General features: G+C 73.8%; 15 protein-coding genes. 4 read left to right on the top strand and 11 right to left on the bottom strand.

Annotated features, from left to right (window positions below; translation table 11 throughout):
- Window positions 1–153: 153 nt before the first annotated feature.
- Window positions 154–1,269 (bottom strand): PucR family transcriptional regulator, encoded by a 1,116-nt coding sequence (locus ACFVUY_RS18300; protein ID WP_387685521.1) that lies wholly within the window; start codon window positions 1,267–1,269, stop codon window positions 154–156.
- A gap of 88 nt (window positions 1,270–1,357) precedes the next feature.
- Window positions 1,358–2,125 carry a GntR family transcriptional regulator gene (locus ACFVUY_RS18295; protein WP_387685523.1) on the bottom strand — a complete coding sequence of 256 codons (768 nt, stop codon included), beginning with the start codon at window positions 2,123–2,125 and terminating at the stop codon, window positions 1,358–1,360.
- 253 nt (window positions 2,126–2,378) lie between these two features.
- Here ACFVUY_RS18295 and ACFVUY_RS18290 point away from each other — a divergent pair, with 253 nt between their 5' ends.
- Together ACFVUY_RS18290 and ACFVUY_RS18285 are read left to right on the top strand one after the other, a co-directional pair.
- Entirely contained in the window at window positions 2,379–3,134 is a 756-nt protein-coding gene (locus ACFVUY_RS18290; protein ID WP_387730970.1) for a tyrosine-protein phosphatase, read from the top strand.
- Window positions 3,135–3,338: 204 nt separating this feature from the next.
- Window positions 3,339–3,902, top strand: a complete 564-nt coding sequence (locus ACFVUY_RS18285) for a DUF4291 domain-containing protein (RefSeq protein ID WP_359914773.1) — start codon at window positions 3,339–3,341, stop codon at window positions 3,900–3,902.
- Window positions 3,903–3,911: 9 nt separating this feature from the next.
- Here ACFVUY_RS18285 and ACFVUY_RS18280 read toward each other — a convergent pair whose 3' ends face one another.
- Both ACFVUY_RS18280 and ACFVUY_RS18275 read right to left on the bottom strand, forming a co-directional pair.
- Window positions 3,912–4,757, bottom strand: a complete 846-nt coding sequence (locus ACFVUY_RS18280) for an ABC transporter permease (RefSeq protein ID WP_387730967.1) — start codon at window positions 4,755–4,757, stop codon at window positions 3,912–3,914.
- Window positions 4,754–5,665 (bottom strand): ABC transporter ATP-binding protein, encoded by a 912-nt coding sequence (locus ACFVUY_RS18275; RefSeq protein WP_387730964.1) that lies wholly within the window; start codon window positions 5,663–5,665, stop codon window positions 4,754–4,756. The genes ACFVUY_RS18280 and ACFVUY_RS18275 overlap by 4 nt, the downstream gene beginning before the upstream one ends.
- A gap of 134 nt (window positions 5,666–5,799) precedes the next feature.
- On the opposite strand from ACFVUY_RS18275, the gene ACFVUY_RS18270 reads away from it, so the two are divergent.
- Both ACFVUY_RS18270 and ACFVUY_RS18265 read left to right on the top strand, forming a co-directional pair.
- Entirely contained in the window at window positions 5,800–7,086 is a 1,287-nt protein-coding gene (locus ACFVUY_RS18270) for a sensor histidine kinase (protein ID WP_387730961.1), read from the top strand.
- On the top strand, window positions 7,083–7,748 hold the full coding sequence (locus ACFVUY_RS18265; protein ID WP_359914785.1) for a response regulator transcription factor: 666 nt from the start codon (window positions 7,083–7,085) through the stop codon (window positions 7,746–7,748). Before ACFVUY_RS18270 ends, ACFVUY_RS18265 begins: the two co-directional genes overlap by 4 nt.
- 192 nt (window positions 7,749–7,940) lie before the next feature.
- Here the strand turns inward: ACFVUY_RS18265 and ACFVUY_RS18260 are convergent, their stop codons facing one another.
- The 7 genes from ACFVUY_RS18260 to ACFVUY_RS18230 form a co-directional block, all read right to left on the bottom strand.
- Window positions 7,941–9,041: a hypothetical protein gene (locus ACFVUY_RS18260; protein ID WP_387685535.1), complete on the bottom strand. Its 1,101-nt coding sequence runs from the start codon at window positions 9,039–9,041 to the stop codon at window positions 7,941–7,943.
- 380 nt (window positions 9,042–9,421) lie between these two features.
- Window positions 9,422–10,111, bottom strand: coding sequence for a hypothetical protein (locus ACFVUY_RS18255; RefSeq protein WP_387730958.1), 690 nt, complete (start codon window positions 10,109–10,111; stop codon window positions 9,422–9,424).
- A gap of 148 nt (window positions 10,112–10,259) precedes the next feature.
- Window positions 10,260–11,279: an N-acetylglucosamine kinase gene (locus tag ACFVUY_RS18250; protein ID WP_387685539.1), complete on the bottom strand. Its 1,020-nt coding sequence runs from the start codon at window positions 11,277–11,279 to the stop codon at window positions 10,260–10,262.
- Window positions 11,280–11,451: 172 nt separating this feature from the next.
- Window positions 11,452–12,732, bottom strand: a complete 1,281-nt coding sequence (locus ACFVUY_RS18245; RefSeq protein ID WP_387731107.1) for a 6-phospho-beta-glucosidase — start codon at window positions 12,730–12,732, stop codon at window positions 11,452–11,454.
- Window positions 12,733–12,740: 8 nt separating this feature from the next.
- Window positions 12,741–13,667: a carbohydrate ABC transporter permease gene (locus ACFVUY_RS18240; RefSeq protein WP_387730955.1), complete on the bottom strand. Its 927-nt coding sequence runs from the start codon at window positions 13,665–13,667 to the stop codon at window positions 12,741–12,743.
- 20 nt (window positions 13,668–13,687) lie between these two features.
- Window positions 13,688–14,701: a carbohydrate ABC transporter permease gene (locus ACFVUY_RS18235; protein WP_387685543.1), complete on the bottom strand. Its 1,014-nt coding sequence runs from the start codon at window positions 14,699–14,701 to the stop codon at window positions 13,688–13,690.
- A 25-nt stretch (window positions 14,702–14,726) separates the two neighbouring features.
- A complete protein-coding gene (locus ACFVUY_RS18230) occupies window positions 14,727–16,082 on the bottom strand; it encodes an ABC transporter substrate-binding protein (RefSeq protein ID WP_387730952.1) in 1,356 nt (451 codons plus the stop codon).
- Between the last annotated feature and the right edge of the window lie 5 nt (window positions 16,083–16,087).

Raw genomic sequence — 16,087 nt, 5'->3', positions numbered from 1 at the left:
GCGGGACGGCGGCGGTCGTATCGCGCACTACAGCCGTGGTTCCGCGTACCGCAGCCGTCGTGCCGCGAACCGCAACGGTGGCGCCGTGCACTGCAGCCGTCGTGGCGCGTACTACAGCCGTCGTAGCGCGTACTACAGCGGTCGTACCGCGTACTACAGCGGTTGTTCCGGCCAGTTCAGCAGCCGCGCACCCATCGCCGCCGTCTCCAGGGTGAAGCGCTGGAGCGCGTCCGCCGGGTCGTACCCGGTGAGCGCCTTGATCCGCTCCAGCCGGTAGCCCAGCGTGCGCACGCTCAGGCCCAGCCGGCGCGCCGCCTCCGCGTTCACGTACGCGGCCTCCGCCTGCACCGCGATGGTGTCCAGCAGCGGCCGGGCGCCGCCGCGCGCCTCGGTCAGCGGGCCGAGCACGCTGCGCACCAGGTCGGCCATGGCGGCCCGGTCCCGCATCAGCACCGGGAAGACCAGCAGCTCCTCGGCCCGCAGCTGCCGGGCCGGCAGGTCCAGCCGCTGCGCGTAGTCCAGCGCGTCCAGCGCCTCCTCGTAACTGCGCAGCACCCCGCTCGGCCCCGAGTGCCGGCGGCCGGTGGCCACCCGCCGCACCGGGCGGTAGCCGGGGCCGGGGCGCAGCGTCAGCTCGGCGAAGGCCTCCAGCACGGCCCGCTCGGAGTCCGGGGCGATGCACACCAGCCGGCCGTCCTTGCTGGCCAGCAGCACGTCCCGCTCGCCGAACCGCCCGGCCAGCTCCCGCTCCACCCGGTGCACCAGCGGATGGACGTCCGCGAACGGCTCTTCGCCCACCGCGACCGCCACCGTGTACGAGCCCGCCAGCCGCAGCCCGAACCGCTCCGCGCGCTCGGCCAGCAGCCCCAGGTCGCTGCGGCCGAACAGCAGGTCGTCGATGAACTCCCGGCGGGCCGCCTCCTCCTGGCGGACGGCCAGGCGCTGGGCCCGCTCGTGGCCCTCGCCCAGCGCGGCCAGCGCGGCGTCGGTGGCGGCGAGCACCGCGTCGCCCGTGCGGCGCAGCTCGGTGACGCTGCTCGCGGCGGCCGTCCCGGGCAGGGTCTGCCAGGCCCGCCGGGCCGCGGCCAGGCACTGCGCCACCACCTCGCGCAGCCCGTATCCGGCCTCGGCGCAGTGCTCGCCGAGCTTGCGCAGGCGCTCCAGCTCCTCGCGGCGCGGCAGCCGCCCGGTGCGGGAGACGTCGGCGAGCAGGACGAGGTAGACCTCGGCCAGCTCGCCGGGTATGTCGTAGTCGATCTCCTCGATCACCGTGCTCTGCCCGCCCCCGTACGGCCTGGTGTTTCGGCGCTGAATTTATCAGGGGCGCTCCGGCCGGGGGCGGGCGCGGCGGCCTTCGCTACCGGTCGCGGAAGTGCAGGACGAAGCGCGCGCTGCTGCCGTCGATCCGCCGCCGCACGTACAGCGCCGGGGCGCCGTCCGGGGTGCAGCTGACGCCCTCGCGCACCAGCAGCGCGGTGCCCGGCGGGACGCCCAGCAGCTCGGCGTCCGCGAGATCCGCGCCGACGGCGCCGAAGGCCCGCCAGTCGTACTCCAGCTCCACCCCGGCGGCCCGCGCCAGGTCCGGCACCAGGTTCCCGGAGCGGCCCGGCCGGACCAGCTCGGCGGGCAGCGGGCCGAACGGCACCCAGTAGCTGCACGCCGCCCGGGCCCGCCCGCCCAGCCGGATCACCGAGTCCACCCGGGACAGCTCCGCCGGGCTGCGGCCCAGCTGCCGGGCCGCCTCCGCGTCCTGCGGCGAGCCCGTGACGGGCGGAGCGGCCACCACGAACTCGCCGTCGGTGCGCTCCTCGTTCGGCAGTGCGGTGGGCACGCTGCCGAGGTCGAAGCGCTGGCTGCGCGGGTCCACGGCGATCGACACCCGGACGGCCGGCGGGCGGACGAAGGTGCCCACGCCCCGGCGGATCTCCACCACGGCGGCCCGCTCCAGCTCCGCCACCGCCTGCCGCACGGTCAGCCGGTTCACGCCGAACTCGGCGCTCAGCTCGGACTCGCTGGGCAGCCGGGTGCCGGCCGGGTAGGCGCCGGCGTCGACGCGCTCCTGGATCCGGCGGGCCAGGCGGCGGTACACCGGGGTGTTCGGGGAGCTCGGGGGGTTCGTCGCCACGGGCCCGATCCTACGGAGCCCGCCCGCGTCCCCGGGGTCGGTCCGCGCCGCCGGGCCAGCTGCCACCGCCCGGGTCGCCGTGGCCCACCGCCCGGGTCGCCGTGGCCCGCCGAGGGGAGTGGGATGGAGGGATGCACCGATCGAGGCTTGCCCGGCGACCCCGGAACGGGTTACACATCTAGACGTCTAGATGTCTCCGCTCCGGATCTTCCCCGTCCCGTCCCGGGTGCGGCTCCACCGAAAGGCCTCCCGCATGTCCCTGGTCAACTTCCGTGACGCCGCAGTCCTCGGCGACCCCGAGGGCCGACGGGTCCGTCCCGGTGTGCTGTACCGCTCCGCCCAGCCGTTCCCGGCCGCCGACAAGGCCACCGTCGCCCAACTGCGCGGCTGCGACATCCGCACCATCGTGGACCTGCGGGACCCGCGCGAGACCGACCCCGAGGACTGGGCCGCCGCCGAGGCCGCCGGGATATCCGTCGTCGCGGCCCCGGTGAACCCCGCCACCGACGCCCTCACCGCGCGGATGAGCACCATGGCCACGGCCGCCGACCTGGGCGACTTCTACGTCCTGCTGGCCGAGTCCGCGCCCGAGGCGGTGGCCGCCGCCGTCGACGCCACCGTCCGCCCCGGCGCCGTCCTACTGCACTGCGCCGCCGGCAAGGACCGCACCGGCCTGCTGACCGCCCTCCTGCTGGACCTCCTCGACGTCCCCGCCGAGCACATCGTCGCCGACTACACCCGCACCGCCGACGCCCTCCCGCAGATCTTCGCCGGCCTCGCCGAACGCCACCGCACCGCCCTCAACGACCGCACCACCTCCCGCGTCACCGACTCCCGGGGCCACAACCTCACGATCCCCGCGCCCCTCCTGGAGGCCCCGGCCGAGGCCATGTCCGTCTTCCTCGACCGCGTCCGCGCCCACCACGGCGGCGCGGCCTCCTTCCTCCCCGGCTGCGGCGTCCCGGCCGCCACCCTCGGCGCCTTCCGCGCCAAGGCCGCCGCGGCCTGAGGCGGGTCGCACGGCCCGAGCCGGGTGTCTCGGGGCCGGGGTCCGAGCCGGGCGTCACGGGGCCACGGTCCCAGGAGGCCGCGGTCCGAGGAGGCCGCGGCCCCGCCCGGTAATCCCGTTGCGCCGGACGGGCCCGCGCTGGCAGCGTGCCGGGGGAGTGCCGGGGGGCGGAGGGGACGCCGGGGGCGAAGGGGGTGCCGCGAGATGACCGCACTGCGCGAGATCCGCGCCGACCACGACGCGCGGACGATCGTGCTCTACCAGGCGTACCCGCCGGCCGTCGCCGACGCGGCGCTGGCGGCGGGCCGCTTCACGGCGCCCTTCGGCTTCCACCGGATGACGTGGATCAAGCCCTCGTTCCGCTGGCTGATGCACCGCAGCAACTGGGCGCAGAAGGCCGGACAGACCAGGGTGCTGGCGGTCCGGATCACCCGGGAGGGCTGGGAGGAGGCGCTCGCCCGCGCCGTCCTGACCACCGCGCACCCGGACGAGGTGGCCCGCGCCGAGGTCCACGTGCAGTGGGACCCGGAGCGGTCGCTGCGCGGGGCGGCGCTGAACCACTACAGCATCCAGGTGGGCATCGGCCGCTCGCTGATCCGCAGTTACGCCGAGGAGTGGGTCGTCGGACTCACCGACCTCACCCCGCAGGTGCGGCGGATCGCCGCGCTGGTCCGCGACGGGCAGCCGGCGAAGGCGCAGCGGCTGCTGCCGCCCGAGCGCCCGTACCGGCTGCCCGCCGCGACCGCGCGGCGCCTCGGCCTGGGGTAGCCCAGGGCCTCACACGTCCCGGCGCCGCACCACGAGCACCGTCGCCACCAGCGCGGCCAGGCCCCACAGCCCCATGGTGATCCACGAGTCGAGCACGCTCGGCGCGTACTTCCCCATCGTGGTCGTGGAGTGCGGGGTGATGGTGAGCCGCTGCACGGTGGCCAGCGGCAGGTGGGTGCCGATCTCCTTCAGCCACCGGTAGCGGTCCCCGCCGAACATCATCGGCAGGATGAACATCAGCATCACCAGCGAGACGATCGATGCGGTGGCGTGCCGCAGCAGCGCGCCCAGCGCCATCCCGATCAGCGCGCAGACCGGCACGATCGCCGCGTAGCCGAGCACGGCCCGCAGGCAGCCCTCGTCGGCGAGGGAGAGCCCGACGTGCCGGGAGGCCAGCATCGCGTTGACGGTGAAGAAGGAGACCGCCGACACCACGAGCCCGGCGAGCGCGGTGATCCCGCCGATCAGCAGCACCTTGGCCGCGATCACGCCCCGGCGGTCCGGCACGGCGGCGAAGGTGGTGCGGACCAGTCCGGTGGTGTACTCGCCGAACACGGTGATCGCCCCGAGGCTGCCGGCCGCGACCGCCATCAGGTCGCCCGCGATGCTGCCGAGGCCGTGGAACAGCGGGTCGTAGGTGTACGGCGACTGGCCGGGCATCCGCGGCGGCGGGTGGTCGATGTACGGCAGGTCGGTGTGGACGGCGTTCACGTTGACCGCGATCGCCACCAGCGAGGCCAGCGCCAGCACCCAGTAGGTGGAGCGCAGCGAGCGCAGTTTGATCCACTCGGCGGCGAGCAGGTCGAGGAACCGGGGTGCGGGCTCGACGGTGGAACCCAGGGTCGCGGTGCTCATCGGGCCTCTCCAGCCAGGTACTCGACACTGTCGGCGGTCAGGGACATGAACGCCGACTCCAGCGACGACGTCCGGGCGGCCAGTTCGTGCAGCACCACGCCGTGGCGCAGCGCGAGTTCGCCGATCCGCGCGGCCGGCATCCCCGTGACGATCCCGAACTGCGGCTCCGCCAGCCGCAGCTCGGCCCCCTCGGCGCGCAGGGCCTCGGCCAGCGCGGAGAGTTCGGGCGCCCGGACGGCCACCGAGGAGACCGCGTTGCGGGCCGAGAACTCGGCGAGGCTCTCGTCCGCGATCAGCCGCCCGCGCCCGATCACCACCAGCCGGTCCGCGGTGTGCTCCATCTCCGCCATCATGTGGCTGGAGACGAACACCGTGCGGCCCTCGTCCGCGAGCCGCCGGAACAGCCCGCGCACCCAGAGCACGCCCTCCGGGTCCAGCCCGTTCAGCGGCTCGTCGAACAGCAGCACCGGCGGGTCGCCGAGCAGCGCGCCGGCGATGCCCAGACGCTGCTTCATGCCCAGCGAGTAGCCGCCGATCCGCCGCCCGGCCGCTTTGCCGAGGCCGACCTCCGCCAGCACCTCGTCCACCCGTCCGAGCGGGATGCGGTTGCTGCGGGCCAGCGCCGACAGGTGGGCCCGGGCACTGCGCCCGCCGTGCACGTCGCCCGCGTCCAGCAGCGCGCCGACGTGCCGCAGTCCGCGCGGCCGGCCGGCGAAGGGCACGCCGGCCACGGTGGCGGTGCCCGCGGTGGGGGTGTTGAGGCCCAGGATCATCCGCAGCGTGGTGGATTTGCCCGCGCCGTTGGGCCCGAGGAAGCCGGTCACGGTGCCCGGCCGGACGGTGAAGGTCAGTTGGTCGACGGCGGTGGTGGCGCCGTACCGCTTGGTCAGTCGCTCGATCTCGATCACGGGGACAACGCTGCCGGTCGGCCCCCGTCCCGGGCATCGGGCCGCGGGCCACAACCGCGGGTCGCCGTACTGGCCCCGGGGATTACGCCCCCGGGCCAATGCGCCGCCGGCCGGGCCGCCGATACCATCGCGCCATGATCACCGAACCTCGTCCGCCGCTGCTCAGGCGCCTGCCCGCGGGCGTGTGGGTGGCGGCGCTGTGGACGGCCCTGGTGGGGTTCCGGTTCCTCACCCGCGAGGACGAGCTGCGCCACCTGTTGAAGTACCACGGCAACCCCGAGGACATGCCGATGGTGGTCACCGCGGTGGTCACCACCCTGGTCGCGGCGCTGCTGGTCCGCTTGCCGCTGCTCGCCGTCGTGGTGGCGCTCGGGGGCGGGATGTTCGCGCTCGGGATGTGGGGCGTCCCGGAGGCGGCGCCGCTCCAGTTCCTGATCGCCGACGCGGTGGTCGGCTACTGCGCGGCCACCCGCTCCCGCCGGGTCTCGCTCACCGCCCTGGCGCTGCCGCTCGCCACCCTCGCCGGGCTGCTGATCTGGGGCGCCGTCAACGACTACCCCGTCAACCCGCTCGCCTACGGGGGCTTCGCCGCCACCGTGCTGATCGCCTGGCTGATCGGCAACACCGTGCACCAGGGCCGCGTCCACACCGAGGCGCTGCGCGGCCGGGCCTCCGAGCAGGCCATCACCGCCGAACGGCTGAGGATCGCCCGCGAGCTGCACGACATGGTCGCCCACAGCATCGGCATCATCGCGATCCAGGCCGGCATGGGCAGCCGGGTCATGGACACCCAGCCCGCCGAGACCCGCAAGGCGCTGGAGGCGATCGAGGCCACCAGCCGGGAGACCCTGGCCGGCCTGCGCCGGATGCTCGGCGCGCTGCGGCAGAGCGAGGGCGAGTCCGCCCCGCTCGAAGTGGCGCCCGGGCTGGGCGAGTTGGACCGACTGGTGGAGAAGGCGGCGGGCGCCGGGGTGCGGGTGGCGCTCACCCGGCACGGTACGGTCGGTCCGCTGCAGCCCGAGGTCGACCTCGCCGCCTACCGGATCGTCCAGGAAGCGGTCACCAACGTGGTCAAGCACTCCGGCACCCGGGACTGCCACGTCACCGTCGCGTACGGTCCGCGGGAACTCGCCGTCACGGTGGTCGACCTGGGCGCCGGAGCGGCGGTTGGCGCTCCCGGCACCGGCTACGGGCTGGCCGGCATGCGCGAGCGGGTCGCCCTGCTGCACGGCGAGTTCAGTGCGGGCCCGCGCCCCGAGGGCGGCTTCCTGGTCGCCGCCCGACTGCCGCTCCCCGAGGAGCCCCCCGGCGAGACCCCCGCCGGGACCCCTGTCGAGCCCGTCGTCGAGCCCGCCGTCGGGACCCCTGTCGAGCCCGCCGCCAGGACCGCCGTCGAGACCCCCGTGGAGGTGGGACCGTGATCCGCGTCGTCCTGGTCGACGACCAGCCGCTCATCCGTACCGGCCTGCGCGTGCTGATCGCCGACGCCCCCGACCTGGAGGTGGTCGGCGAGGCCGGCGACGGCGCCGAGGCCGTCGAGCTGGTCGCCCGGCTGCGCCCCGACGTCGCCGTGATGGACATCCGGATGCCCGGTACGGACGGCATCGAGGCCACCCGCCGGATCACCGCCGACCCGGACCTGCCCACCCACGTCCTCGTCCTCACCACCTTCGACGACGACGACTACGTCTACGGCGCGCTGCGGGCCGGGGCCAGCGGCTTCCTGGTCAAGGACCTCGCCCTGGAGACCATCCTGGACGGCATCCGGGTGGTCGCCGCCGGGGACGCCCTGCTCGCCCCCGGCATCACCCGCCGGCTGATCGGCGAGTTCGCCGCCCGCCCGGACGCGGAGGCCGCCGCGGCCCGGCCCCGCCGACCCGTCGCCGAGGCCGTCACCGAGCGCGAGCGCGAGGTCCTCGTCCTGGTCGGCCGGGGCCTGTCCAACGCCGAGATCGCCGCGGAGCTCACCATCAGCGTGGCCACCGCCAAGGCGCACGTCGCCCGGCTGTTCACCAAACTCGACGCCCGCGACCGGGTCCACCTGGTCATCCAGGCCTACGAGTTCGGGCTGGTCGCCCCGTAGTCCCGCAGCCCCGCGACACCGTGGCCCCGCGACCCCGCGACCCCGCGACCCCGTGGCCCCGTGGCCCCGTGGCCCCGTGGCCCCGTAGTCCCGCAGCCCCGCGACACCGCGGCCCCGGCACGCGGAAGTGCGCCGGAGCGGGCCCGCACGGCCCGCTCCGGCGCTGGGCGAGGCCCCACCCCCGCCCGGTCGTCAGTGCACGATCGCGTGCGAGACCTGGCAGCCGTTGACCCCGTTCGACCAGGTGCCCTGCATCGCGAAGGAACCCGTCGCGAAGCTCACGTTCTGCGCGCCGCCCGTCCCGCCGACGCCGTTCCAGGAGCACTTGTCGGCGTTCTCGTACCCGGTCGAGTCGGTCCAGCCGCCCGCCGGGTTCTGGTCGGTGATGGTCTCCGAGTACTCGTGGCCGTACACGATGGTCACGCCGTCCAGGGTGCCCGCGCTGCCGCTGTTGACGTAGTTCTGGCCGCAGGAGCTGCCCATGTCGGTCACGTACGGGTCGTTGGTGAACGCCACGTCACCGTAGGGGGAGGAGGCGGCGCCACCGCTCAGGGTGGTGTCGCCGTTCCAGTCGTGCCAGGCGCAGAAGCCTCCGTTCGGGGTGTTGAAGCCGTCCGGGTGGGTGCCGGTCGGCGACAGCACCACGTACTGCACGTTGCGGTTGGAGGCGGCGGTGGTGTTGCCGAAGTGGCCGGCGGCCTTGACCGCCTCGGCGGCCAGCTGGTGGCCGGTGGCCTGGCCGGGGGCGGCGGCGGACTCGTCGACCCAGACGCCGGCCAGCGCGCCGCCGGTCGGGTAGCCGACGTGCGCGGAGCCGGACGGGCAGCTGGTCGCGCCCGCGGCGACGCCCTCGCAGTACTGCGTCATGACGCCGGACCAGGTCTCGCTGTTGGTGCCGAGGCCCTTGAACAGCTGCTGCGCCCGGACGGCCTCGCCCTTCGGGTCGCCGGTCAGGGTGGTGTAGCCGCTGGAGTTGGTGCCCTGGGTGCCCCACTGGGTGCCCCAGAAGACCAGGTAGACCTTCGGCGCGCCGGTGGTGACGCCGATGCCGTCGACACCGCCGCCGTAGCTCAGGTTGTTGCTCGCCGGCTTGGCCGCGTTCCCGGCCTCCTTGGTCGGGTGCGCGCCGTGCCGGTAGGGGTGGGGCTGTCCGGCGAACTCGCCGGCCGGCCGGTTGTCCTGGGCGGCCTGGGCCGCCGGGGCGGCGGCGAAGCCGGCGGCGGCCAGCGCCAGGGCGCTGAGCCCGGTCAGGGCCCGCAGCCGCATCCGGCGGGAGGTGGGGGAGATGCCCATCGTGAGGGTTCCTCTCTGGTGCCGGGCGCGCCCGGGTACGGCGCGGCGGCACTGTGGGGGACAAATGGGGGCGGCGGCAGCGCGGAGGTGCCGACGGTTCGCCATGAACCGTCGGTGGTGCGGGGGTCGGGAGCCGGTTACCGCCGACGGCCGGAAGCAAAGCACCGCCGCCGAAACCGGGTCAACGACGGAGAAGGTAAGACCCGCCCCAAGGAAGGCCCCCACGGACGTAGCGAACGTCAAAAGCCCCCAGCGGACGGCCGGTCGATGCGCGTAGCACAGCCGAATGCCAACAGTTGAGAGCCGTTCTTACACCGTATGCGCGCGCCGGGCAGCCGCCGGGCAGCCGCCGAGCGGACGTCAGCGGACGTCAGCGGACGTCAGGGGCCGTCGACCTCGCCGATTCGCATGATCCGGCCGTGGGAGTCGAGCACCACGTCGTAGGCGTTGCCGTGGCAGCCGTACGGGTCGGCCGGCTCGCGCTCGGCCAGGCAGTCGTCGATGTGGGCGATCAGCTCGTCGAGGGGGACGGTCCGGGCCGGGTCGTCGTGCGGGCCGTCGACCAGGGTCGCGGCCACGCCGGCGCCCGCGAAGCCGTAGTGGACGGGGCTGCCGGCCGGCTCGTAGCGGGCGGAGCCGCAGTTGAACCGGGCGGGCCGGGCGGTGAGTTCGGCCGGGCCGGCGGCGACGACGAGGAAGATCTCGTGACCGGGGCGCGCGGTGGGGGCGGCGCACCCGGGGCCGGCCGAGGGCTCGGCGGGAGGCCCGGCGAAGGGCTCCACGGAAGGCTCGACGGAGGCGGAGGCGGAGGCGGAAGCCGCGGCGGAAACGGACGCTTCGGCGGTGGCGGCGGGCACGGACGGGTCGTCCGCGGCGGAGTAGAACTCCTCGTCCTCCTCGTAGAAGAGGTCGTCCTCCTCCAGCAGGTCGTCCGGGCCCTCGTCGGCCAGGGCGGCGGCCGAGGCCTCGGCCACCGTGGAGCCGGAGTCGGCGGGGGTGCAGCCGGTGAGGGCGGTGGCGGCGCCGCAGGCCAGCAAGGCGGCGGCGAGAAGCGTGCGGGGCGTGGCCATGGCACCAGTCTCCCCGGGAGGCGGCGGTGGTCGGTACCCGCTTGACACGAACGGGGCCCGGCCCGCGGTTCCCGTCAAGGCCGTCCGCCGGTTCCCTCCCCCGCCGGACGTGCGGATCCGGCGGGGGAGGGGGGCTGTTGAGCGGCGGTCAGGCCGCCACCGGCCGGCCAGCCTCGTAGGCCTCGCGCACCCGGGCCTGCGCCCGCTCGCCCGCCGCCAGGTGGTCGAGGCCGAGCAGCGCCGCGCCGAGCACCGGCGGGGCGACGACGACGCGCGGCTCGGCCAGCGGCGCGGCCGCGGCGAGCCGGGCGGTCAGGTTGTCCAGCAGCAGCGGGTGGCGGGAGGCGAGCACGCCGCCGCCCAGGACCACCGGGGTCGGGGTGTCCAGCAGGTCCAGGCGTCGGAGGGCGACCACCGCGAGCCGGACGATCTCGTCGGCCTGGCGGTCGATCAGCTCCAGCGCCACCGGGTCGCCCTCGGCCCCGACGGCGAACAGCACCCGGGCGATCTCGTGCAGCCGGTCGTTCGACAGGTGTCCGAGGTGGACGGCCTCGGCGACGGCTCCGGCGCTGGGCAGGCCGAAGTGCTCGGCGATGGCCCGGGCGAGCCCGGTCGGGCCGCCGCGTCCGTCCTCCGCGCGGACGGCGTGCCACATGCTGGCGACGGCCAGCCCGGAGCCGCCGCCCCAGTCGCCGGTGAGCTCGCCGAGGGCGGGGAAGCGGGCGGTGCGGCCGTCCGGCAGCAGGCCGACGCAGTTGATCCCGGCGCCGCAGACCACCGCGACGCCGCGCGGGCCGTCGGTGCCGGCCCGCAGCAGGCCGAAGGTGTCGTTGACGACGGTGTTGCCGGCCCCCCAGGGGTGGGACTCCAGCGCCACCCGCAGGGCCTCCTCCTCGACCGGCAGGTCGGCGTTGGCCAGGCAGGCGCTGACGTGGCTGGTGAGTACGCCGTTCCAGGACGGGTGCCCGGCCTCGGCGGCGGCCTGCTCGACCAGCGGGGCGAGGCCGGCGACCGCGGCCGCGCCGCCGATCCTCTGCGGCGCGAAGCCGCCGCCGCGGGCGGTGCCGAGGATGCTGCCGTCGGTGCCGATCAGGGCGACGTCGGTCTTGGAGTTCCCCGCGTCGATGGCGAGGACGCCGGGCAGGAGTGGTTCGGGCTGGTGGGTCATCAGGTCCCCGCGGCTCGTACGTGGCCCGGGCCGTGGTCGTCGGCCGGGTGCCCGGCCGTGGTCCCGGCCGGGGTGCCCGGCCGAAAGGTCCCCGGCCGGGGGTGGACGGTCTCCTCGCGGAGCCCGCCCGGCGACCTCCTCCGGTCGCCGGGCGGGCGCGTCGCGGGCCGGATCAGGCCCAGGCGAGGTGCTCGCGGTTGTGGGCGAGCAGCCGGTCCGTGAGCTGGTCGGCGAGCTCGATCTGGCCGACCAGCGGGTGGGCGAGCAGGGCGTCGAAGACCCGGTCGCGGCCGCCGTGCAGGGCGGCGTCGAGGGCGAGGTGCTCGTACGAGGTGACGGCGGCGATCAGGCCTGCGTACAGCGGCTCGACGGGCCGCTGCGGCAGCGGGCGCACGCCCCGCGCGTCCACCTCGGCCGGCACCTCGATGACGGCGTCGTCCGGCAGGAAGGGCAGCACGCCGTCGTTGCGGGTGTTCACCACCTGCACGGACGTTCCGCCGCCGGTGCCGAGCAGGGCGGCGATCAGCTGGACGGCCGCCTCCGAGTAGAAGGCGCCGCCGCGCTTGCCGAGCAGCTCGGGCTTGGTGTCCAGGGTCGGGTCGGCGTACAGCTCCAGCAGCTGCCGCTCGATCTCGGCCACCTGGGCGGCCCGCGAGCCCTGCTCCTTCAGTTCCGCCACCACCGCGTCGTGCTGGTAGAAGTACCGCAGGTAGTAGGACGGCACCACGCCGAGGCGCTCGATGACGGCCTGCGGCAGGTGGAGGTCCTCGGCGATCTCCTTGCCGTGCGAGGACAGCAGCTCGGGGAGCACCTCGCGCCCGGTCGCGGCGCCCGGGGCGTCGAGCAGGGTCACCCCGCGCTCCCAGCTCAGGTGGTTGAGCCCGACGTGGTCGAGCCGGACCAGCTCCGGGTCCACGCCCAGGTGCCTGGCGAACTTGCGCTGGAAGCCGATCGCGACGTTGCACAGCCCGACGGCCTTGTGGCCGGCTTCCTGCAGGGCCCGGGTGACGATGCCGACCGGGTTGGTGAAGTCCACGATCCAGGCGTCCGGGTTGGTCCGGCGCACCTGTTCGGCGATGTCCAGCACCACCGGGACGGTGCGCAGCGCCTTGGCGAGGCCGCCGGCGCCGGTGGTCTCCTGCCCGACGCAGCCGCACTCCAGCGGCCAGGTCTCGTCCCGGTCGCGCGCCGCCTGCCCGCCGACGCGCAGCTGGAGCAGGACGGCGTCGGCGTCCGCGACGCCCGCCACCAGGTCGGTGGTCACCGTGACGACCGCGGCGTGGCCCTGCCGGGCGAAGATCCGCCGGGCGAGGCCGCCGATCAGCTCCAGGCGTTCGGCGGCCGGGTCGATCAGCACCAGTTCGCCGATCGGCAGGGTGTCGCGCAGCCGGGCGAAGCCGTCGATCAGCTCCGGGGTGTACGTCGAACCGCCGCCGACGATTGCCAACTTCAGTGCGGACATCAGCCCTTGACCCCTGTCAGTGTCACGCCTTCGATGAAGGCCTTCTGAGCGAAGAAGAAGAGGACGATCACCGGGGCCATCACCAGCAGGGTGGCGGCCATGGTGAGGTTCCAGTTGGTGTGGTGGGCGGCCTTGAAGGACTCCAGTCCGTAACTGAGCGTCCAGGCGTCGTGGTTGTTGCTGGCGTAGATCTGCGGGCCGAAGTAGTCGTTCCAGCAGTAGAAGAACTGGAACAGCGCGACCGCCGCGATGGCCGGCTTGGCCATCGGCAGGACCACCCGCAGCAGGGTGCGCAGGTCTCCGCAGCCGTCGATCCGGGCGGCCTCGATGTACTCCTTGGGGATGGTCATCAGGAACTGGCGCAGCAGGAAGATGGAGAACGCGTCGCCGAAGGCCATCGGGATGATCAGCGGCCAGAGCGAGCTGCCCAGGCCCATCTGCTTGGTCCAGAACAGGTACATCGGGATGACGGTGACCTGCGGCGGCAGCATCATCATCGCGATGACGGCCATCAGGGCCAGGTTGCGGCCGCGGAAGCGGAACTTGGCGAGCGCGTAGGCCACCGGGAGGCTGGAGACCACGGTCAGCAGGGTGCCGAGCCCGGCGTACAGCAGGGTGTTGCGCCACCAGCTGAGGAAGCCGGGGACGGCCCAGACCTTGCCGAAGTTGCCCCATTCCCAGCTGGTCGGCCAGTAGTCGGTGGTGAGCGCCTGCCGGTCCGACATCACCGAGGTGAGGAGGACGAAGACGAAGGGCAGCAGGAAGAACAGCGCGGCGGCGATGGCCAGCGCGTGCACGGCCACCCAGTGGAGCACCGCGCGGCGCCGGGCGGCCCGGGCGGCGGGGCTGCCGGACCGGGAGGACCGGGAGCGGCGGGAGGGGCCGGTCGCGGCCGGCGCCTCGGTGAGTGTGGTGCCAAGAGTCATGATCGGGTCCTCACGGGCCGCTAGTCGTCGCTCGCCATGAAGCCGGACCGGCGGCGGAGCAGGATCGAGGTGACGGCCATCGAGATGGCGAACAGCACTACGGCGACGACGCAGGCCGCGCCGTAGTTGAAGCTCTGGAAGCCGAGCTTGTAGACCATCTGCGGCAGGGTCCAGGTGGAGCCGCCCGGGTAGCCGGGCTCGAAGGGCTGGCCGGAGCCGCCCGCGATGCCGCTGGCGACCTTCCCGGCGACGATCGCCTGGGTGTAGTACTGCATGGTCTGGATCACCCCGGTGACCACCGCGAACATGATGATCGGCGAGATGTTCGGCAGGGTGACGTACCGGAACCGCTGGAACGGGCCGGCGCCGTCCAGTTCGGCCGCCTCGTACTGGTCCCGGGGGACGTCCAGCAGCGCGGCCATGAAGATGACCATCAGGTCGCCGACGCCCCACATGGCGAGCAGGGTGAGCGCGGGCTTGGACCAGTCCTCGGAGGCGAACCAGCCGGGCTGCGGCAGGCCGAGCTCGCCGAGCAGGTGGTTGACCGGGCCGGTGCCGGGGTTGAACAGGAAGGCGAAGGCGACCGTGGCGGCCACCGGCGGGGCCAGGTACGGCAGGTAGAAGGCGGTGCGGAAGAAGCCGGCGCCGGTCTTGACCTTGGTGATGAGCATCCCGATGCCCAGGCCGAAGGCGACCCGAAGGCTCACCATGACGACGACCAGCCACAGGGTGTTGCGCAGGCCCTGCCAGAAGCTCGGCAGCTCGTTGAAGACGTAGTTCCAGTTCTTCAGGCCGCTGAAGGTCGGGCTGCCGAAGCCGTTGTAGGAGGTGAAGGAGAAGTAGACGGTGGAGATCAGCGGGTAGGCGAAGAAGACGCCGAAGCCGATCAGCCAGGGGGAGAGGAAGGCGAGGGTGCGGGCCGCCTCCCGGCGGCGCTTGCGACGCAGCAGGTGCTGCGTGCCGGGCGCCGCCGGGCCGGTCGGTCCCGCGTCGGCCTCGTCGTTCCCCTTGCGGGTGCCGAACGCGAGTGACATGGGAGCTCCGTGGACCGTTCCCGGGCTACTTGGCCTGGGCGATGTCGGTGTCGATCTGCTTGGCCGTGGCGGCCAGGCCCGCCTGGAGGTCGGTCTGCTTGCCGGACTCGTAGTCGTAGCCGAGGTTCTGCAGGGTGGTGATGTAGCTGCCGCCGTTGACGGCCGGCGGGGTGGTGCCGGAGTGGGGGTTCTTGGCGACGTTCAGGAAGGTCTTGAAGTTGTCGTCGCTCACCAGCTTCGGCGAGTCGAGCGCCTCGAAGGTGCTCGGCACGTTGTGGATCGCGTTGGCGAAGCCGACCACCGCGTCGGTGTCCGTGGTCAGGTACTTGACGAACTCCCAGGCGGCGGCCTGCTTCTTGCTGGTGCTGGCGATGCCGACGATGGTGCCGGTCTGGTAGCCGCGGCCGTAGGTGTCGGCCTGGTCGTCCGGGACGGGGAAGGCGGCGGTGGCCCACTCGAAGTCGGGCTTGTCCTTGGCGAGCGAGGCGGTGCGCCACTCGCCGTCGAGGATCATCGCGAGCTGGCCGGTGTGGAAGGGGTTCTTGGCGCTGAACTCCTCGCCGAAGGTCGCGCGGTACTTCTCCAGCTTGGTGTAGCCGCCGAGCTGGTCGACCAGGCCCTTCTGCCACTTGAGCATCGCGGCGACCTTCGGGTCGCCGGCGATGTCCGACTTGCCGTCGGCGCCGAAGTAGGTGGGGCCGTACTGGCCGAGGTAGTGCTCGGTGGTGGACTCGTAGCCGTGGTACAGCGGCATGAAGCCGAGCTGCTTGTACGAGTCGCCGTCGGGGAGGGTCAGCTTGGCCACGTCCTCGGCGAACTCGCTGAAGGTCTTCGGCGGGTTGGCGATGCCGGCGTCGGCGAAGGCCTTCTTGTTGTAGTACAGGCCGTACGCGTCGCCGAGCAGCGGCAGCGAGCACTGGTTGCCCTGGAACTGGGTGTAGTTGAGCATCGTGGCCGGGAAGGTCTTGGCCGGGTCGATGCCGCTCTTCTGGAGCATCGGCTTGAGGTCGACGAAGGCCTTGGTCGAGCAGAACATGCCGACGTTGTTGGTGGTGAAGGAGGAGACCACGTCCGGCGCGTCGGCGCCGCCGGCCCGCAGGGCCTGGTTGACCTTGTCGTCCGCGAGGCTGTCCACGGCCTTGACGTGGATGGTGGGGTGGGCCTTCTCGAAGGCGGCGATGTTGTCGTTGATCGCCTTGATCTCGTTGTCCTGGCTCCAGCCGTGCCAGAAGGTGATGGTGACGTCCTTGCCGCCGGCCGATTCGTCGGAGCCGCCCGTGTCGCTGGAACCGGTGCAGGCGGAGGCGAGCAGCGCCAGGACGGCGCTGCCGGCGACGGCGGCGACGGTGCGGCGGCCTCTGCGGGAGGTGGTGGCGTGCACTTCGG

Source organism: Kitasatospora sp. NPDC058063 (genome assembly GCF_042885395.1).
Classification (GTDB): Bacteria; Actinomycetota; Actinomycetes; order Streptomycetales; family Streptomycetaceae; genus Kitasatospora; species Kitasatospora lactacystinica.
Note: the sequence above shows the minus strand (reverse complement) of the source record. Positions and strands in the feature narration are given on the sequence as shown.